General features: G+C 45.5%; 19 protein-coding genes and 1 tRNA gene. 1 reads left to right on the forward strand and 19 read right to left on the reverse strand.

The genetic code is table 11. The annotated features are described in order from the left end of the window. Window positions 1–7 precede the first annotated feature (7 nt). The 19 genes from ICN13_RS04700 to rpsO form a co-directional block, all read right to left on the reverse strand. Window positions 8–1474, reverse strand: coding sequence for an NADH-quinone oxidoreductase subunit M (locus ICN13_RS04700; protein ID WP_216139182.1), 1467 nt, complete (start codon window positions 1472–1474; stop codon window positions 8–10). Between the two features lie 24 nt (window positions 1475–1498). Then, a complete protein-coding gene (gene nuoL / locus ICN13_RS04705) occupies window positions 1499–3556 on the reverse strand; it encodes an NADH-quinone oxidoreductase subunit L (protein WP_216139183.1) in 2058 nt (685 codons plus the stop codon). 2 nt (window positions 3557–3558) lie between these two features. Then, window positions 3559–3867: an NADH-quinone oxidoreductase subunit NuoK gene (gene nuoK / locus ICN13_RS04710; RefSeq protein WP_216139184.1), complete on the reverse strand. Its 309-nt coding sequence runs from the start codon at window positions 3865–3867 to the stop codon at window positions 3559–3561. Continuing rightward, window positions 3864–4511 (reverse strand): NADH-quinone oxidoreductase subunit J, encoded by a 648-nt coding sequence (locus ICN13_RS04715; protein WP_216139185.1) that lies wholly within the window; start codon window positions 4509–4511, stop codon window positions 3864–3866. Before ICN13_RS04715 ends, nuoK begins: the two co-directional genes overlap by 4 nt. Window positions 4512–4531: 20 nt before the next feature. Continuing rightward, window positions 4532–5023: an NADH-quinone oxidoreductase subunit NuoI gene (nuoI, locus tag ICN13_RS04720; protein ID WP_216139186.1), complete on the reverse strand. Its 492-nt coding sequence runs from the start codon at window positions 5021–5023 to the stop codon at window positions 4532–4534. Window positions 5024–5034: 11 nt separating this feature from the next. Beyond that, the gene (nuoH, locus tag ICN13_RS04725; protein ID WP_216139187.1) at window positions 5035–6108 is read right to left on the reverse strand and encodes an NADH-quinone oxidoreductase subunit NuoH; all 1074 of its coding nucleotides are present in this window, start codon (window positions 6106–6108) and stop codon (window positions 5035–5037) included. Between the two features lie 8 nt (window positions 6109–6116). After that, window positions 6117–8432 (reverse strand): NADH-quinone oxidoreductase subunit NuoG, encoded by a 2316-nt coding sequence (nuoG, locus tag ICN13_RS04730; RefSeq protein ID WP_216139188.1) that lies wholly within the window; start codon window positions 8430–8432, stop codon window positions 6117–6119. 31 nt (window positions 8433–8463) lie between these two features. Further along, window positions 8464–9762, reverse strand: a complete 1299-nt coding sequence (gene nuoF / locus ICN13_RS04735) for an NADH-quinone oxidoreductase subunit NuoF (protein WP_216139189.1) — start codon at window positions 9760–9762, stop codon at window positions 8464–8466. After that, window positions 9759–10265, reverse strand: a complete 507-nt coding sequence (gene nuoE / locus ICN13_RS04740; protein ID WP_216139190.1) for an NADH-quinone oxidoreductase subunit NuoE — start codon at window positions 10263–10265, stop codon at window positions 9759–9761. Before nuoE ends, nuoF begins: the two co-directional genes overlap by 4 nt. Before the next feature lie 23 nt (window positions 10266–10288). Beyond that, on the reverse strand, window positions 10289–11542 hold the full coding sequence (locus ICN13_RS04745; protein WP_216139191.1) for an NADH-quinone oxidoreductase subunit D: 1254 nt from the start codon (window positions 11540–11542) through the stop codon (window positions 10289–10291). A gap of 3 nt (window positions 11543–11545) precedes the next feature. Then, window positions 11546–12145 carry an NADH-quinone oxidoreductase subunit C gene (locus ICN13_RS04750; RefSeq protein ID WP_216139192.1) on the reverse strand — a complete coding sequence of 200 codons (600 nt, stop codon included), beginning with the start codon at window positions 12143–12145 and terminating at the stop codon, window positions 11546–11548. 3 nt (window positions 12146–12148) lie between these two features. Next, window positions 12149–12631 carry an NADH-quinone oxidoreductase subunit B family protein gene (locus tag ICN13_RS04755; protein WP_011902891.1) on the reverse strand — a complete coding sequence of 161 codons (483 nt, stop codon included), beginning with the start codon at window positions 12629–12631 and terminating at the stop codon, window positions 12149–12151. Window positions 12632–12636: 5 nt separating this feature from the next. Beyond that, a complete protein-coding gene (locus ICN13_RS04760; protein ID WP_011902892.1) occupies window positions 12637–12996 on the reverse strand; it encodes an NADH-quinone oxidoreductase subunit A in 360 nt (119 codons plus the stop codon). Between the two features lie 110 nt (window positions 12997–13106). Further along, window positions 13107–13191 (reverse strand) — tRNA-Leu (locus ICN13_RS04765). 86 nt (window positions 13192–13277) lie between these two features. Beyond that, window positions 13278–13622 carry a preprotein translocase subunit SecG gene (gene secG / locus ICN13_RS04770; protein ID WP_216139193.1) on the reverse strand — a complete coding sequence of 115 codons (345 nt, stop codon included), beginning with the start codon at window positions 13620–13622 and terminating at the stop codon, window positions 13278–13280. A gap of 21 nt (window positions 13623–13643) precedes the next feature. Next, a complete protein-coding gene (gene tpiA, locus ICN13_RS04775) occupies window positions 13644–14402 on the reverse strand; it encodes a triose-phosphate isomerase (RefSeq protein ID WP_216139305.1) in 759 nt (252 codons plus the stop codon). A 16-nt stretch (window positions 14403–14418) separates the two neighbouring features. Then, window positions 14419–15417, reverse strand: coding sequence for an NAD(P)H-quinone oxidoreductase (locus ICN13_RS04780; protein ID WP_216139194.1), 999 nt, complete (start codon window positions 15415–15417; stop codon window positions 14419–14421). A 31-nt stretch (window positions 15418–15448) separates the two neighbouring features. Then, complete coding sequence (gene pnp, locus ICN13_RS04785; RefSeq protein ID WP_216139195.1) at window positions 15449–17617, reverse strand: polyribonucleotide nucleotidyltransferase; 2169 nt, start codon at window positions 17615–17617, stop codon at window positions 15449–15451. Window positions 17618–17885: 268 nt separating this feature from the next. Beyond that, window positions 17886–18155 (reverse strand): 30S ribosomal protein S15, encoded by a 270-nt coding sequence (gene rpsO, locus ICN13_RS04790; protein ID WP_068948469.1) that lies wholly within the window; start codon window positions 18153–18155, stop codon window positions 17886–17888. A gap of 215 nt (window positions 18156–18370) precedes the next feature. On the opposite strand from rpsO, the gene ICN13_RS04795 reads away from it, so the two are divergent. Beyond that, on the forward strand, window positions 18371–18967 hold the full coding sequence (locus ICN13_RS04795; protein WP_216139196.1) for a YSC84-related protein: 597 nt from the start codon (window positions 18371–18373) through the stop codon (window positions 18965–18967). The last annotated feature ends 20 nt before the right edge of the window (window positions 18968–18987 follow it).

Raw genomic sequence — 18987 nt, forward strand, 5'->3', positions numbered from 1 at the left:
CTTTTACTCAGAGTTTGCTTACAGCAACATGCTGTAGCAGATTAATAACGGCAGGATGAATGATGTCTGTAAATGGTTTTGGATATACGCCCATACCAATCACACAGATACTTAATACAGTCATCATAAAATATTCACGCGCGTTGAGGTCTTTTAATTCCTCAACATGAGCATTAGTGATGGCGCCAAAGAATACGCGTTTCACCATCCACAATGAGTAAGCTGCACCCAGAATCAAAGCTGTTGCAGCCAAGATACCAATGACAAAGTCATAATCGACTGCCGCCAAGATCACCATGAACTCACCAACGAATCCTGAAGTGGCTGGTAAACCGCAGTTTGCCATGGCCATTAATACTGCAAAGACTGTAAATGCAGGCATACGATGTACTACGCCACCGTAATCAGCAATCTGACGGGTATGCATACGGTCATAGAGCACACCAATTGAGAGGAACATTGCGCCAGCTACAAAGCCATGCGAAATCATCTGCACAATACCGCCCTCAATACCCAATGGGCTAAAGAGGAAGAAACCAAGGGTTACAAAGCCCATGTGCGCAACCGATGAATAAGCCACCAGCTTCTTCATATCCTTTTGCACCAAAGCTACTGCACCAACATAAATAACAGCAACTAATGATAGGAAGATGATGAACGGGCCAAGGTATTGACTAGCATCTGGGGCAATTGGTAATGAAAAGCGTAAGAAACCATAGGCGCCAAGCTTCAACATGATCGCAGCCAACACCACGGAACCGCCTGTAGGTGCTTCAACGTGGACGTCTGGCAACCAAGTATGCAATGGCCACATTGGAACCTTAACAGCAAAAGCCATAAAGAACGCGAAGAACAGCAATATTTGCTCAACGATATCTAGGCGAGCATTTTGCCAAACTAAGATATCAAAGCTATTGGTCACGTTATACAAATAGAGCATGGCAACCAAGGTCAATAAGGAGCCGAGCAAGGTATATAAGAAGAATTTAAATGCTGCGTAAATACGATTGTGGCCACCCCATACGCCAATAATGATGTACATCGGTATTAGGGTTGCCTCAAAGAAGACATAGAACAACAAGGCATCAAGAGCACAAAAGACACCAATCATCAAACCAGAAAGGATCATGAAAGAGGCCATGTACTGCGATACCTTGGTATCAATCACTTCCCAGGCTGCAATCACTACAAAAATATTGATGAACGCTGTTAGAACAATGAACCAAACAGAGATGCCATCAATGCCGAGGAAATAATTGATGTCGTAACGCGGTATCCAGCTAATCTTTTCAACAAACTGCATGCCTGGATTAGCAATATCAAACTGAATAATCAACGGTAGTGTTGCAATAAAACCGATGATCGAGCCTATCAGCGCTAACCAACGAACGCCAGCAGATGGCTTATCAGACCCATAGAACAAAATAATGAGTCCAAAAACAATCGGGGTCCAGATGGCGTAAGAAAGAATCATAATGGCTACTTAAGTAACAAAGGCCTAGCGAACAAAAGGCAGGTAAGCGTACAAAACCCAGGCTAGCAATGCCGCTAAACCTGCAATCATTGCAAAGGCGTAGTGATAAAGGTAACCGGATTGCAAATGTCGTATGACACCGGCAAAGCGCCCTACTGTGTACGCACTGCCGTTAACAAAGAAACCGTCAATGACCTTCTGGTCACCGCGGTGCCATAAGATCCCACCGATCCAAATAAGGCCTTTGGCAAATACAGCCTGATTCAAATCATCAAGATAGTATTTGTTATCGAATAATTTTTTGATTGGTGCAAAAGTTTCTGCAAATTTAGCAGGCAACTTCGGAGCCCAGAGGTAACCGATTGCAGCTGTTAATACTCCCAGCACAACTAATAGCAATACTGGCGTAGTAAACGCATGGATTGCCATCGCTATAGGGCCATGGAATTCATCTTCGAGCTCTTTCATGATCGGATGACGCACCACATCAATAAAGATGGAGTCGCCAAAGAATGTGCCGAACAACAAAGACGTAATGGTGTAGAAACCAATAATCACGGAAGGGATTGCCAAGAGAATCAATGGCACCGTCACAACCGCAGGAGACTCATGCGGTTTCTCACCGGGAGCTAAACCATGATGAGCATGATCATCGCCCTGCTCTGCATGCCCATGATGATCGTGTGCATGAGAGTCAGCATGACCCCAACGTGCCTTGCCATGAAATACCCAGAAGTACAAACGGAATGAATACAAGGCTGTCACAAAAACGCTTGCCATCACCGCAAAGTAAGCGAAGCCTGAGCCTGGAATATGGCTAGCAGCAACCGCCTCAATAATGGAATCCTTAGAATAGAAGCCAGAGAAGAATGGTGTACCAATCAAAGCTAAGTTTCCGAGCAACATCATCAGGCAAGTAATTGGCATGTATTTCCAGAGGCCACCCATCTTGCGCATATCTTGCTCATGGTGCATACCTAAAATCACGCTACCGGCAGCAAGGAATAAAAGCGCCTTAAAGAAAGCATGCGTCATCAAGTGGAAGATGGCTACTGGATAGGCTGATACACCCAAAGCTACAGTCATGTAACCCAATTGGGAAAGAGTCGAATAAGCGACCACCCTTTTGATATCGTTTTGCACAATACCTAAGAAGCCCATGAAGAGCGCAGTAATCGATCCAATGATCAAGATAAAGCTCAAGGCTACATCTGAAAGTTCAAATAATGGTGACATGCGTGACACCATGAAGATGCCTGCGGTCACCATAGTCGCCGCATGAATCAATGCCGAAATGGGAGTTGGACCTTCCATCGAATCTGGCAGCCAGACGTGTAATGGAAATTGCGCTGATTTACCCATAGCACCAATAAACAAGCAGATACAGGCAACAGTGAGCAAGCTCCAGTTAGTGCCAGGTAAGGTTTGTGCTGCTAAAGCAGAGTTCTGAGCAAAGATCACGTCGTATTGCATTGAGCCAGTGCTTGCCAGTAGTAGGCCAATACCGAGAATGAAACCAAAGTCACCAACACGATTTACCAAGAATGCCTTCATGTTGGCAAATACAGCAGACTGGCGCTCGAAATAGAAGCCAATCAGGAGATAGGAAACTACACCCACTGCTTCCCAGCCAAAGAAAAGTTGCAAGAGGTTATTACTCATCACCAACATCAACATGGCGAAGGTAAATAAAGAGATATAAGAGAAGAAACGGTTGTAACCCTCTTCACCCTTCATATAGCCAATGGTATAAATGTGAACCATAAGTGATACAAAGGTCACCACACACATCATAGTTGCTGTTAATGGATCAATTAAGAAACCAATATCCAGATTCAACTCACCTAATTGCATCCAGCGGTATACAGTGCCGTTGAAATAGAAACCATCCATCACTTGCACTAAAACATTGCAAGAAAGTGCAAATGCAATTGCGACACCCAAAATCGTGACAAATTGGCATGCGCCATGACCGATACGATTGCCACCCAATTTAGTGCCAAAGAAACCGGCAATCATGGAGCCAATTAATGGCGCCAGAGGAATTGCGCAGAGAACAGGAATGTTTAAGGTCAATTGCATGACTAGCCTTTTAGGTGGTCAAGATCCTCGGCATTAATGGTGTCAACCTTGCGGAAGAGCACAACCAAGATTGCCAAGCCGATAGCTGCCTCAGCAGCTGCCACAGTCAGAATAAAGAATACGAATACTTGACCTGCCATATCACTCAAATAATGGGAGAAAGCAACAAAGTTCATATTGACCGCTAGAAGCATCAATTCAATTGCCATCAAGAGTACGATGACATTCTTACGATTTAAGAAGATGCCAATAACACTGGTAGCAAATAAAATTGCGCCAAGTACTAAATAGTGAGCTAGAGTGATATTCATTTCTTCTCCCCTCTAGAGTCTTGCTTAGCAGCCAAATCCGAACCCATCTTCACAACACGCATCCGGTCTGCTGCAACCACATTAACTTGCTCATGAATATTTTGTGATTTCGAATCCTTGCGATTGCGCAGTGTCAAAGCTACAGCAGCAATAATGGCTACTAAGAGGATGACACCAGCGACCTCAAAGGCATAAACATAATCTACAAAAATCAATCTGCCCAGAGCTAATGTATTGTTGGCGGCAATCTCATCTGGCATTGGCTGTACAGGTGCATTTGTGCCTATAAAGCTACGAATGATCACAATCGATAGCTCCAAAACAATGACAGCGCCCATTAAGAAAGCAACAGGCAAATACTTTCTGAAGTCACGGCGTAAATGCTCCAAATCGAGATCCAACATCATCACCACGAATAGGAAAAGAACCATCACGGCACCTACATAAACCAAGATAAGTGCCAGGCTCAAGAACTCAGCTTTCAGAAGCATCCAAAGACCAGAAGCGCAGAAGAATGCTAGAACTAAAAATAATGCAGCATGCACTGGGTTACGAGCTGTAATCACCCGTAGCGCAGAAATAACAAGCAAGCCTGCAAATCCGTAGAAGAAAATAGCAAATAAAGTGGATGGATCAAATGTCATAGTGATTGTGCTCTATCCGATTAGCGATAAGGTGCATCAGCTGCACGGTTAGCGGCAATATCTTTTTCGTACTTATCGCCTACAGCCAAAAGCATGTCTTTTGTGAAATACAAATCACCGCGCTTGTCGCCAAAATACTCAAAAATATTGGTTTCAACGATAGCATCAACAGGACAAGCTTCTTCACAGAAACCGCAGAAGATACATTTAGTTAAATCAATGTCATAGCGCGTTGTGCGACGGGTACCATCATCACGCTGAGCTGTTTCAATCGTGATGGCGTATGCAGGACACACCGCTTCACACAACTTACAGCCAATACAACGTTCTTCGCCGCTTTCATAACGACGTAAAGCATGAAGTCCACGGAAACGTGGGGACAATGGCGTCTTCTCTTCTGGGTATTGAACAGTAATTTTGGGTTTAAAGAGATAGCGACCGGTAATAGACATACCAGTCAAAATGTCTTTGAGCATCAAGCTATCGAGGAATTGGGAAATTTTCTTAAACATGATTGATCAACTTATTTCCAAATATTCCATGGTGACACTACCCATGCACCAACGACAACCACCCAGAATACTGAGATGGGAATAAAGATCTTCCAACCCAAACGCATGATTTGGTCATAGCGATAGCGTGGCAAAGTGGCACGCAACCAAATCACACAGGACAAGAGGAAGAAGGTTTTACCAAATAGCCAGAAGAAACCTGGGATATCGCGCAGAATCGGCAAATCAACAATAGGCAACCATCCACCGAGGAACATGATCGATGCGACAGCTGCAATCAAGATCATATTGGCATATTCAGCCAAGAAGAACATCGCAAAAGACATCCCTGAATACTCAACCATATGTCCAGCAACAATCTCCGACTCACCTTCAACTACGTCAAACGGGTGACGATTGGTTTCAGCAACGCCAGAAATAAAGTAGATCAAGAACATTGGTAGCAATGGCAACCAATTCCAAGAGAGGAAGTTCAGACCCATCTCTGCAAAGAAGCCCTGCTCTTGTGAAGCAACAATAGTGCTCAGATTCAAAGAGCCCGAGGTCAATAAGACGGTGACCAAGGCAAAGCCCATAGCAATCTCGTAAGAGATCATTTGCGCCGAAGCCCGCATTGCACCTAAGAATGGGTATTTAGAGTTTGAAGACCAACCGGCAAGAATGACACCATACACACCAATCGATGAAATCGCCATGATATATAGCAGGCCAGCATTGACATCGGCAAGAACCATCTTGGCTTGAAAAGGAATCACTGCCCAAGCTGCAAAAGCAGGCATGATGACCATGATTGGGGCAATGAAGTACAAAACCTTAGAAGCTTGAGCAGGAGCAATGATCTCCTTCATTAAAAGCTTCAATGCATCAGCAATCGGCTGCAACAATCCTAGTGGACCAACGCGATTAGGCCCAAGACGGATATGCATCCAGCCAATGAGCTTTCTTTCCCAAAGAGTTAGGTACGCTACGCAGCCAAACATTGGTAATACGATGATGACAATACGCACCAAAGCCCAAACAAGCGGCCATAAAGAACCGAAGATGGCTTCGCCCTGGGTTGTGATGAGGCTCAAGAAATTATCCATCTACTACCTTAGGCCTTACTAACAGTCACTGGACCAAACATCGATCCCAATTTGGCACTAGCCATGGTGCCGGCAGATATTCTGACAGCTCCTGGCGCAAGATTTACTTCTAATGTGGCTGGCATATCAACAGACTGATTACCCTGAGATACGCGGACTGCATCACCCTCTTTCAAGCCTAGCTCTGTAAATAGTTTTTGATTTAAGCCCGCTTGAATGCCGCGCTTTGCATCGCGTGTTAATTGCAAGGCAGGTGAACGGCGCACAATAGGGTCGCCAGCATAAATATTGACATCAGCCAAACGCTCAAGGCCATCAAATGGGGCAAGATTGCCATTGGCAATGGTGTTGCTAGCCGCTTTGTTATTCAGAAGAGTGCAATAGTTCTCACTCAAGGCTTCACCCAATACTTCTTCAGGAAGGTTGAATAAGAAACCATCAAGACCTATAAGGCCGCCAAGTACTCGTAGCACCTTCCATGCTGGACGAGAGTCGCCCAAAGGCTTCACTGATGGTTGAATAGTCTGTGCTCTGCCTTCTGCATTAACGAAAGTAGAAACGGTTTCTGTAAAAGGAGAGATCGGGAGGATTACGTCAGCTACCTCAAGTAAATCAGCACTCTGATACGCACTCAATGCAATTACCGTATTTGCTTTGGCTAAGGCCGCCCGAGCTTGAGCTGGATTCGGCAAATCAGAATCTGGCTCGATATTCATGAGCACCACTGCGCGACGATCACCTGAAAGTACCGATTCAACTCCAGCACCATTTGCGTTTACTAAGGCCGCGCCAACAGCATTGCCACCAACCGGCAAGAAACCTAATGTAGCGCCAGTTTGATCTGCAATAAATTGCGCCATGACATGTAAATCAGATGCATGGTGATGTGCAACTGCAGACGAACCAAGGAATACAGCCTTGCTTGAGCCAGAAATGAGACTATCAGCGATCTTTTGCGCTGCTGGAGATACCGGTAAATTGAAAGTTCCCGCTGGAGCAGAAACAGATTTTGCTTTTGCTACCGCCAATGCAACTTCACTCAAGCTATTGAGCCAAGCACTAGGTGCTGCTGAAATACCACTATTTGGAATTAACCAATCGTCACCACCAGCATCAATGCGCATGACTTGCAATCCACGCTTGGCAGCTGTACGGATGCGTGACGCAATAATGGGTTGATCCTTACGCAGGAAACTACCAATGAACAGCGCGCGATCTAGCTCACTTAATTTAGCAACCGGCATGCCTAACCAAGGTGCAGTTGCAGCTGCCTTAACATCGGTTTGACGTAAACGTGTTTCAACTTGCTTAGATCCTAAGCCACGAACTATCTTTTGCAAGAGGTGTAGCTCTTCGATACTAGAGATTGGATGAGCTAATGCACCAATGGACTCTGGGCCACTTTCAGCAGCAATTGTCTTCAATGAGTGCGCAACATAATCGAGCGCTGATTGCCAGTCTGTTTCTAGCCACTGACCGCCCTGCTTCACCATTGGCGTAGTCAGACGATCGCCACTATTTAAGCCTTCATAGGAGAAGCGATCGCGGTCACTAATCCAGCACTCATTGATGGCTTCATTTTCAAGTGCTACAACACGCATTACTTTATTGGCTTTTGTCTGCACTGTAGTGTTAGCGCCCAAGCTATCGTGTGGACTGACAGAACGTTTACGACCTAATTCCCAGGTACGCGCTTCATAACGGAATGGTTTGCTGGTTAATGCGCCTACTGGACACAAATCAATCATATTTCCAGACAATTCTGAATCGACTGTTTGACCAACAAAGGTTGTAATTTCTGAGTGCTCGCCGCGATTGATCATGCCCAGTTCCATCACGCCGGCAACTTCTTGACCGAAACGGACGCAACGGGTGCAATGAATGCAGCGGGTCATCTCCTGCATGGAGATCAATGGACCAACATTCTTATGAAATACAACACGCTTTTCTTCGTCATAGCGTGAATTCGACTTGCCGTAACCAACAGCTAAGTCTTGTAACTGGCACTCACCACCTTGGTCACATATTGGGCAATCCAATGGGTGATTAATCAGCAAGAACTCCATTACGGAGCGTTGCGCCTCTACCGCTTTAGCAGAATGGGTAAATACCTTCATGCCTTGGGTCACTGGTGTGGCGCAAGCAGGCAATGGCTTTGGTGCTTTTTCTACTTCTACCAAACACATACGGCAGTTAGCAGCAATCGATAGTTTCTTGTGATAGCAGAAGTGAGGAACATAGGTGCCGAGCTTATTCGCGGCGTGCATCACCATGGAACCTTGCGGAACCTCTACCGTCTTACCATCTAATTCGATTTCTACCATGCTCACTTTAAGATGTCCCGTACTCAATAACTTATAAAGGTTGTGCAGAATCTAAGCAGCGCTTATGTTCTACGTGATACGCAAATTCATCCATGTAATGCTTCAACATGCCGCGCACTGGCATTGCAGCTGCATCACCTAAGGCGCAAATCGTACGCCCTTGGATATTGGCAGCTACATCGTTGAGCAAATCTAAATCCTCTGGACGCCCTTGACCATGTTCAATACGATGCACAATGCGCCACAACCAGCCGGTACCTTCACGACATGGGGTGCACTGACCACAAGACTCTTCGTGATAGAAATAAGACAAGCGCTCCAATGCACGAACCATGCAGCGAGTTTCATTCATCACAATCACAGCACCGGAACCCAGCATCGAACCTGCTTTTGCGATGCTGTCGTAATCCATAGTCAGATCCATCATCTGAGTACCGGGAACTACTGGAGCAGATGAACCACCAGGGATCACTGCCTTTAATGCTTTGCCATCACGCATACCGCCAGCCAGTTTGAGTAGCTCAGCAAATGGTGTACCTAATGGGATCTCGTAGTTACCTGGATGCACTACATCACCAGAAACAGAGAAAATCTTTGTTCCGCCATTGTTTGGCTTGCCAAGATCTAAGTAAGCTTGACCACCAATTGCCAGAATGAATGGCACGGCAGCGAAAGTCTCGGTGTTATTGATCGTAGTTGGCTTGCCATACAAACCAAAACTTGCAGGGAATGGTGGCTTAAAGCGAGGTTGACCTTTTTTACCCTCTAAAGATTCCAGCAATGCAGTTTCTTCACCACAAATATATGCACCCCAACCTGGGGAAGCATGTAATTGGAAGGAGAAATCGCTACCGAGAATCTTGTCACCCAAGTACCCAGCCGCACGCGCCTCTTCTAGAGCCTCTTCGAACCGTGAATACACTTCCCAGATTTCGCCGTGAATATAGTTATATCCAACGGAAATACCCATGGTGTAAGCACCAATAATCATGCCCTCAATCAAAGCATGTGGGTTGTAGCGCATGATGTCGCGGTCTTTAAAAGTACCAGGCTCACCTTCGTCGCTATTGCAAACTAAATATTTTTGCCCCGGAAACTGACGTGGCATAAAACTCCACTTCAATCCAGTTGGGAAGCCTGCGCCACCACGGCCCCGCAAAGATGAGGCTTTTAATTCTGTAATGATGGCATCAGGTGCAACTTTGTCGTTAATTAAACGACGTAACTGTTGATAACCACCGCGACTTTCGTAATCTTTTAAACGCCAATTGCTACCATTTAATCCTGCGAGGATTAGGGGCTTAATGTGGCGATCGTGCAAGCTGGTCATGCCGCTTTCCCTTCTGCACGAAGTTCACTAAGGAGTGAATCAATTTTTTCTTTGCTCATAAAGCTGCACATACGCTTGTCATTCACGAGCATTACTGGTGAATCACCACATGCACCCATGCACTCACCCTCTTTGAGAGTAAAAGTACCGCAAGACGTGGTTTCATTAAATCCAATGCCCAGGGTTTCTTTAAGGTATGTTGCTGCAGTCTGACCATGAGTCAATTGGCAAGGTAAGTTTGTGCAGATTACCAGCTTATATTTACCAATAGGCTTGGTGTTATACATATTGTAGAAAGTGGCCACCTCATCTACTGCAATGGTTGGCATTTCTAATATCTGAGCAACTGTTGCAATCACTTCAGGCGATACCCAACCCACTTCTGTCTGGGCAGCAATTAAAGATGCCATCACAGCAGATTGCTTTTGCTCTGGCGGATACTTCGCAACGTTGCGGGCAATGTCTGCAAGCGTCTTAGCGGAGAGTTGAAGAGTTGTTGTCATTAAATAATCCTTGGCACGCCTTATTAGCGGTCAATCTCCCCGAACACAATATCCTGAGTACCAATAATTGTTACCGCATCAGCCAGCATGTGGCCACGAGACATTTCATCCATCGCTGAAAGATGCACAAAACCTGGGGCACGAATCTTCATGCGATAAGGCTTGTTAGCACCATCCGAAATTAAGTAAATACCGAACTCACCCTTTGGATGCTCCACCGCTGAGTAAGCCTCACCATCAGGAACGTGAATACCTTCAGTAAAGAGTTTGAAATGGTGAATCAATTCTTCCATATTGGTCTTCATATCCACACGCTTCGGTGGTGAAACCTTATGGTTGTCACTCATGACAGGACCTGGATTTGCTTTAAGCCAAGCTACGCACTGCTTAATGATTCGATTCGATTGACGCATTTCTTCCATACGTACTAAATAGCGATCGTAGGAGTCACCATTTACGCCAACTGGAATATCAAAGTCCAGTCGATCATAAACTTCATAGGGTTGTTTCTTGCGCAAATCCCATTCGATACCAGAGCCGCGCAACATTGGACCAGTAAAGCCTAGTTGCAATGCACGCTCTGGTGTCACGATACCGATATTGACTAAACGCTGCTTCCAAATACGGTTATCCGTTAGAAGATTGCAATACTCGTCTACATTGGCATCAAAGCCATTTACAAACTGTTCAATGAAATCAAGTAAAGAACCGCTACGATTCTCGTTCAAACGTTTTACAGCGGATTCACTGCGAATCTTCGATTTACTATATTGGGCCATTTGATCAGGCAAGTCGCGGTATACGCCGCCTGGACGATAGTAAGCAGCATGCATTCGAGCGCCTGACACAGCTTCATACATATCAAAAATATCTTCACGATCGCGGAAGGCGTACAAGAAGACAGCCATCGCACCAACGTCAAGACCATGGCAACCGATCCATAGCAAGTGGTTCAGCAAACGAGTCAGCTCGTCATACATCACGCGAATGTATTGCGCACGAAGGGGAACATCTACTTGCAGCAATTTTTCAATGGCCATGACATAGGCATGTTCATTGGACATCATGGAAACATAATCCAAGCGATCCATGTAAGGAACGTTTTGAATCCAAGTGCGAGTCTCTGCTAATTTTTCTGTAGCGCGATGTAATAAACCAATATGCGGATCAGCACGCTGAATCACCTCACCATCAAGCTCCAACACCAAGCGCAATACTCCGTGAGCCGCAGGATGCTGAGGTCCAAAATTGAGGGTGTAGTTCTTAATTTTTGTCATGACTTAAACTGGGCCTCCGTACTGCTCTTCGCGCACGATACGTGGAGTAATCTCACGGGCCTCAATCGTTACGGGTTGATAGACAACACGCTTTAACTCGGGGTCATAACGCATTTCTACATTGCCGCTAATAGGGAAATCTTTTCTAAATGGGTGACCAATGAAACCGTAGTCAGTCAAGATACGACGCAAGTCATCATGACCTTCAAACAAAATACCGTAGAGGTCAAATGCTTCACGCTCAAACCAGTTGGCTGAGTTCCACACCGGAGTAATGGAGGCCACTAATGGATAGCCATCATCAGCTGCAAAAACGCGCAGACGCAAACGCCAGTTATGCTCAATTGACAGCAAATGGCTAACTACAGCAAAACGCTGACCACTCCATGCCCCATCTCTGAAATCTTGGTAATCAACACCACATAAATCAATTAATTGTTCAAATGCGAGTGATGGATCATCACGGAGCAACATAGCAGATTCCAAATAAGTATCTGCATTCACAACCACCGTTACCTCACCTAAGGCAACTTGAACAGAATGAATGCGCTTACCGAGAACTTTCTCGAGATTTGCGGCTAATTGAACTAAACGATCTGACATTGCTTAGGCCTTCCGCGCAATCGTGCTGGTCCGTGCGATCTTGGATTGCAGCTGAATAATTCCGTAGATCAACGCTTCTGCAGTTGGAGGGCAACCAGGAACATAAATATCCACCGGCACAATGCGGTCACAACCGCGCACTACTGAATAAGAGTTATGGTAGTAGCCACCACCATTGGCGCAGGAGCCCATAGAAATAACCCACCGTGGCTCTGGCATTTGGTCGTAAACCTTACGTAATGCTGGAGCCATCTTGTTGCACAAAGTACCAGCAACAATCATCAGGTCAGACTGACGTGGTGATGGGCGGAAAACAACGCCAAAACGGTCTAAGTCATAACGAGATGCGCCAGCGTGCATCATTTCAACCGCGCAGCAAGCCAGACCAAAGGTCATCGGCCATAAAGAGCCATTACGCGTCCAGTTGATCAACTGATCCGCAGTGGTAGTAACAAATCCTTCTTTGAGAACGCCTTCTAATGCCATATCTATCACTCCCAGTCGAGAGCGCCCTTTTTCCAGATATATACAAATCCCACAATGAATTCCAAAAGGAAGATCACCATAGAGGCGTAGCCAAACCAACCAATATCACGCAAAGCAACACCCCATGGAAATAGGAATGCAGTTTCAAGATCAAACAGGATAAAAAGAATGGCAATGAGGTAATAGCGCACGTCGAACTTCATACGCGCATCTTCGAAAGCTTCAAAACCGCACTCATATGGAGAGAGTTTTTCAGCGTCAGGCTTCGAAGGAGCCAAAATCTTTCCGAGGAACATGGGGACTAATCCCACCCCAATACCTACGAGGATAAAAAGCAGAACAGGAAAGTAATTAGCGAGATTCAAAAAATGGTCCTGATTCGTTCGTCTGGTAATTCTTTAAACAGCAAATTGTTCACTATTTCAGTTCATAAAGCCTTGATGTAGAGCAAAAACCCCTACAAATTCTTCATTTTTGGTGCCGACGGCGAGACTCGAACTCGCACAGCCTAAGCCACTACCCCCTCAAGATAGCGTGTCTACCAATTTCACCACGTCGGCATCTTGCAAAACCTGTCAATTCTACCGCATTGCACAACTGAACCACCCTAAATTGGGGGTAGTTTTATCTGTAAAAACCTACCTTTTTACTTAGGAACTGCAGGTTTTGTTGGGTCCTGGACAGGGGCCACTGGAGCGGCTGGTGCCACCACTGGCGCAACGGTTCCAGAAAGAACCCCGGGACTAACTTCCTTCTTATTGCTAAGCCAGGTAATACCTAGAGTAGAAATAAAGAAAACTGCAGCAAAAATAGCGGTTGCATGTGACAAAAAGTTAGCGGAACCGCTGGCGCCAAATAAGCTACCGGAAGAACCGGAACCAAAAGCAGCCCCCATATCAGCACCCTTACCTTGCTGCAACAACACCAGCAAAATTACAGCCAATGCTGAAATGATTTGCAACACGATTAATAAAGTCTTAAGCCATTCCACAATTTATCTCCAAATAAAAATCTATGCCTTACAGATGGCGAGAAAGTCTTGGGGATCTAAAGAAGCCCCTCCAACTAAACCACCATCAATATCTGGCATTGCAAACAACTCAACGGCATTGTCAGGCTTGACACTGCCGCCATATAAAATTCCAACATGAGAGGCAACATCCTCATCAAATTCTGCCAACTGAAGACGTATAGCACGGTGCATGTCCTGAGCAACTTGAGCAGTAGCTACCTTACCAGTGCCAATAGCCCATACTGGCTCATAAGCAATCAAACAATCTGCCAAGCGATCCTGAAGCACAGTCAACTGTTTTGCCACCTGACCACGCACAACCTCAACCGCCCTGCCTGAATTTCTATCGTCAGCCGTCTCACCAACGCAAATAACAGGCGTCATTCCACTATCAAGCACTTGCAAGGCTTTTGCGGCAACCAGCTCATCAACTTCATGATGCAATTGGCGGCGCTCGGAGTGTCCAACAATCACATAACTACAACCCATTTCCTTTAGCGATGAAGCCGCAACTTCACCCGTGTAGGCACCAGCAACATCAGCAGATGCATCTTGTGCACCCAAACTTAGGAATGCCAGCGAATGCTCTTTAATCAATGAAGCACATTGAGTCAGATAAGGAAACGGTGGACAAACTGCAAACTTACGACCAGAGGGCATGCCACTTTCCATGCCACGGGCAACGGTCTTGATCCAATCTCCATTACTAGCAAGATTGCCATTCATTTTCCAGTTGCCGATAACGATGAGTGGTCGCATATTCAAGAGCAGCTTTTTAGACTGTTAAAACAATCTTACCAACGTGTTCAGAAGATTCCATCAAACGATGAGCATCTGCAACTTGGTCTAATGTGAAAGTTTTGTAAATAACAGGCTTTAATTTTCCCGCATTTAATAGCGGCCAAACATGCTCATAAAGCTGTTTAGTAATTTGCTTCTTAAACGAAACCGGACGTGGACGCAATGTAGAGCCAGTGATTGTCAGGCGACGGCGCAGAATTTGATTGGTACTTACCTCCGCCTTTGATCCACCTTGAATTGCAATGATCACAATACGGCCATCATCAGCCAAGCAATCAATTTCCTTTTGTACATAAGCGCCGGTGACCATGTCCAAAATGACATTAACGCCTTTGCCATCTGTTGCCTTCTTAACCTCTTCTACAAAATCTTGTGTCTTGTAATTGATAGCCAGATCAGCGCCCAATTTCAGGCAGGCCGCACACTTTTCATCGGTGCCGGCGGTCACAAATACTTTATGACCTAAAGCTTTTGCAATCAAAATAGCAGTTACACCAATACCACTTGAGCCACCCTGGACGAGAAGCGTTTCACCTTCTGATAACTCACCACGCATGAAGATATTGCTCCATACGGTGAAAAAAGTTTCAGGTAAAGAGGCTGCCTCTTGATCGGTAAAGCCTTTTGGGTAAGGCAAACACTGTGCAATGGGGGCCGTGCAGAGCTCTGCATACCCACCGCCTTGTACTAAAGCGCAAACCTTATCGCCAACCTTAAGGCCAAAAAGATTATCGGCATGAGCTAGGTCACCACCAATAATCTCACCAGCAACTTCCAGGCCTGGAATATCAGATGCACCTGCAGGCACGGGATAGTGACCCTTGCGCTGCAATACATCTGGCCGATTAATGCCAGCAGCAATTACCTTAATCAAAATCTCGCCGGTACCAGCATTCGGGACCGCTGGATCCGGACGAGTGGCAACAACCAACATTTCTGGTGCGCCAAATTCTTTAATTTCCATTACGCGCATAAGAGCTTCTCGCAGTAGTAGACGGAATTACTTAAGCTGTTTCGTCAGAGGCAGGGGCAACATCAGCAACCGCTTCAGAAGCACCAGCTAAAGGAGCAATCCTGCCGCCCTCATCTGCCATTGCAGCTTTGAGAGACAAACGCAAACGACCACGCTCATCAGCAGCCAACAACTTCACGCGCACAACTTGACCTTCTTGCAAGTAATCTTTGACTTCTTTAACGCGCTCGTTAGAGATTTCAGAGATATGCAATAGACCATCTTTACCTGGAAGAATATTTACCAAAGCACCAAACTCGAGCAACTTCACAACTGGGCCTTCGTAGATCTTGCCTACTTCAGCTTCTGCAGTAATGCCCTCAATACGTGCCTTTGCTTCTGCCATGCCTTCAGCACTGGTAGAGGCAATAGTTACTGTGCCGTCATCTTTAATGTCGATGCTGCAACCAGTTTCTTTAGTCAAGGCTTGAATAGTTGCACCGCCCTTACCAATGACTTCACGAATCTTGTCTGGATGAATCTTGAATGAGACCATGCGTGGAGCATGTGCTGACAGTTCTGTACGAACTGAACCCATCGCTTCTTGCATTTTGCTCAAAATGTGTAAGCGACCTTCTTTAGCTTGCGCCAAGGCAACTTGCATAATCTCTTTAGTGATACCTTGAACCTTGATGTCCATCTGAAGTGCAGTAATACCATTTGCAGTACCTGCTACCTTGAAGTCCATATCGCCTAGGTGATCTTCGTCGCCCAAGATATCGGTCAATACAGCGAAACGATTGCCATCGAGAATCAAGCCCATTGCTACACCAGCAACGTGAGCTTTGACTGGAACACCAGCATCCATCATGGCTAAACAGCCGCCACAAACAGAAGCCATGGATGATGAGCCATTGGACTCAGTGATTTCTGAAACAACACGAATGCTGTATGCAAAATCTTCCGGGCTTGGCAATACTGGAATCAATGCGCGCTTAGCCAAACGACCGTGACCAATTTCACGACGCTTAGGGCTGCCTACGCGACCAGTTTCACCAGTAGCGAACGGAGGCATGTTGTAGTGGAACATAAAACGATCGCGGTATTCACCTTCGAGAGCATCGATAATTTGCTCGTCACGGGCAGTTCCCAATGTAGCAACTACCAATGCTTGTGTTTCACCACGGGTAAACAATGCAGAACCGTGTGTACGTGGCAATACGCCATTACGAATTTCAATTGGACGCACAGTACGGGTATCACGACCGTCAATGCGTGGCTCACCATTCAAAATCTGGCTACGAACAATCTTCGCTTCGATTTCGAACATGATGTCGCTTACAGCAACCGCATCAACGTCACCCTCTTCAGATAACTTCGCCAATACATGTTTAGAGATTTCTTTGAGCTTGTCTGAACGTGCACCCTTTTGACGAATCTGATAAGCCTCACGCAATGGCGCTTCAGCCAATGCAGTGACCTTAGCAATAAATGGCTCGTCTTTAGGAGCTGCAGTCCAATCCCACTCTGGCTTACCAGCTTCACGCACTAAATCATTGATTGCGTTAATAGCGGTTTGCATTTGGTCATGACCATAAACCACTGCGCCTAACATCACATCTTCAGATAGCTGATTTGCTTCGGACTCAACCATCAATACAGCAGCTTGTGTACCGGCAACGATCAAATCGAGTTCGCTAGTAGCTTGCTCTGTACGAGTTGGGTTCAAGAGGTATTGGCCATTAGCGTAACCAACACGAGCTGCGCCAACTGGGCCAGCAAATGGAATACCTGAAACTGCCAAGGCTGCAGAAGCAGCAATCAAAGCCGGAATATCAGCAGGTACATCTGGATTGATAGACAAGACGTGTACAACGACCTGAACTTCGTTCAAGAAACCTTCTGGGAATAAAGGACGCAATGGACGGTCGATCAAACGGGAGATTAAAGTCTCGCCTTCTGAAGGACGGCCTTCGCGACGGAAGAAACCACCAGGAATCTTGCCTGCTGCGTAAGTCTTTTCTAAATAATCGACTGTCAATGGGAAAAAGGATTGGCCTGGCTTTGCAGACTTCGAAGCAACTACCGTTCCCATTACTACAGTGTCATCAACGTTAACGATAACGGCACCACCAGATTGACGAGCAATCTCGCCTGTTTCCATCGTTACTTGATGGTTACCCCATTGAAAACTCTTTACTGCTTTTTTAAACATAGTCATTCTGATCTTCTCCAAATTGTTCACGCAAAACTCACATGAGCATTGCGCTTGTCGTGGGATAAAGCAGTGTCACGACAACACTGGAGCGATTTAAGGTCACAAGGGATGCCATTCCAGGGAGACTCTGAAGGGCATTCAGAAACTCATTGGAATGACACGATCCCCTACACAAATGAACTTGAAGCGCCCAAAAAAACATGCCATCTGCTTAAGACTGGATCTGCGAAGAAACAACCCTAAGAAAGATGGCATTGCATACCGATAAGAATTACTTACGGAGACCTAATTTGTCGATCAATGCGCGATAGCGATCCAAATCTTTGCCCTTGAGATAATCCAAGAGGCGACGGCGACGTGAAACCATCTTCAACAAACCACGACGGCTGTGATGATCTTTAGCGTTAGCCTTGAAATGGGGGGTTAATTCATTGATGCGGGCTGTTAGCAATGAAACTTGAACTTCAGGGCTACCCGTATCGTTTGCGCTGCGCGCGTTTTCTTTGACGATTTCCGCCGTCTTAATATCAGCAACTGCCATTTTTAATACTCCTTACTTGCGAACACTTGAGCTTTCACCCATTTTGTGTCGTGCGTTATTAACAAAATTTACAAAAAAGCTTTATAAATCAAAGCCCTCGAATTGTAGCAGATGAGCCCTATAAATTCGCAATAGACCCTCAATTATTGGTATGCTTAAACAAGTAAATTCTCACAATTAATAAAAATATCTATATAAATCAGTAACTTATAATAATGAATAACTATCTACGCACCCTATTAGCCCTCACTATTTTGGGATTTGGCCTCAACCAAGCCGCTTTTGCACAAATCTCCAATCCTTTTGGTCCTGACAAGACGGTTGCCCAACAACGACAGGACATTCTTAAAAAGAATGATGAAATCCTCAAGCACCTCTATCAAGTTGAGCCAAAGGCCAAGGAGCTGATTGATAAGTCTGTAGGCTACGCTACCTTTAGCAATTTCGGAATGAAGATACTCATCGCTGGCGGCGGCAGTGGTAGCGGCGTTGTAATGAATAAGTCCAGCACCAAACCAATTTATATGAATATGGCTGAAGTTCAAGCAGGCATTGGTCTTGGCATTAAATCATTTCAGAATATTTTTATATTCCAAACTGAAGCTGCCTTGAATGACTTTGTAAATTCCGGATGGACGTTTGGTGGGCAAGTAACAGCTGCCGCCAAATATGAGAAAAAGGGTGATGCTTATCAAGATGCTACCTTGGTAGCTCCTGGTGTTCTCATGTATCAAATTACTGACTCAGGGCTTGCCGCTGAAATCACTGGCAAGGGCACTAAGTACTACAAAAACTCAGACTTAAATAAGTAAGAATCTTTGTAGCGCTTACA

This window comes from Polynucleobacter sp. MWH-Berg-3C6 (genome assembly GCF_018881855.1).
In the GTDB taxonomy this organism is placed as follows: Bacteria; Pseudomonadota; Gammaproteobacteria; order Burkholderiales; family Burkholderiaceae; genus Polynucleobacter.

What these genes read in the sequence shown, in the direction of transcription:
- ICN13_RS04700 (WP_216139182.1), bottom strand. Translation starts at nt 1,474, where the DNA reads ATGATTCTTTCTTACGCCATCTGGACCCCGATTGTTTTTGGACTCATT.
- ICN13_RS04780 (WP_216139194.1), bottom strand. Translation starts at nt 15,417, where the DNA reads ATGCGCGTAATGGAAATTAAAGAATTTGGCGCACCAGAAATGTTGGTT.
- tpiA (WP_216139305.1), bottom strand. Translation starts at nt 14,402, where the DNA reads ATGCGACCACTCATCGTTATCGGCAACTGGAAAATGAATGGCAATCTT.
- ICN13_RS04755 (WP_011902891.1), bottom strand. Translation starts at nt 12,631, where the DNA reads ATGGCATTAGAAGGCGTTCTCAAAGAAGGATTTGTTACTACCACTGCG.
- rpsO (WP_068948469.1), bottom strand. Translation starts at nt 18,155, where the DNA reads ATGGCAGTTGCTGATATTAAGACGGCGGAAATCGTCAAAGAAAACGCG.
- nuoH (WP_216139187.1), bottom strand. Translation starts at nt 6,108, where the DNA reads ATGGATAATTTCTTGAGCCTCATCACAACCCAGGGCGAAGCCATCTTC.
- nuoI (WP_216139186.1), bottom strand. Translation starts at nt 5,023, where the DNA reads ATGTTTAAGAAAATTTCCCAATTCCTCGATAGCTTGATGCTCAAAGAC.
- ICN13_RS04795 (WP_216139196.1), top strand. Translation starts at nt 18,371, where the DNA reads ATGAATAACTATCTACGCACCCTATTAGCCCTCACTATTTTGGGATTT.
- nuoL (WP_216139183.1), bottom strand. Translation starts at nt 3,556, where the DNA reads ATGCAATTGACCTTAAACATTCCTGTTCTCTGCGCAATTCCTCTGGCG.
- ICN13_RS04745 (WP_216139191.1), bottom strand. Translation starts at nt 11,542, where the DNA reads ATGACAAAAATTAAGAACTACACCCTCAATTTTGGACCTCAGCATCCT.
- pnp (WP_216139195.1), bottom strand. Translation starts at nt 17,617, where the DNA reads ATGACTATGTTTAAAAAAGCAGTAAAGAGTTTTCAATGGGGTAACCAT.
- nuoE (WP_216139190.1), bottom strand. Translation starts at nt 10,265, where the DNA reads ATGACAACAACTCTTCAACTCTCCGCTAAGACGCTTGCAGACATTGCC.
- nuoK (WP_216139184.1), bottom strand. Translation starts at nt 3,867, where the DNA reads ATGAATATCACTCTAGCTCACTATTTAGTACTTGGCGCAATTTTATTT.
- nuoG (WP_216139188.1), bottom strand. Translation starts at nt 8,432, where the DNA reads ATGGTAGAAATCGAATTAGATGGTAAGACGGTAGAGGTTCCGCAAGGT.
- nuoF (WP_216139189.1), bottom strand. Translation starts at nt 9,762, where the DNA reads ATGACCAGCTTGCACGATCGCCACATTAAGCCCCTAATCCTCGCAGGA.
- ICN13_RS04715 (WP_216139185.1), bottom strand. Translation starts at nt 4,511, where the DNA reads ATGACATTTGATCCATCCACTTTATTTGCTATTTTCTTCTACGGATTT.
- ICN13_RS04750 (WP_216139192.1), bottom strand. Translation starts at nt 12,145, where the DNA reads ATGTCAGATCGTTTAGTTCAATTAGCCGCAAATCTCGAGAAAGTTCTC.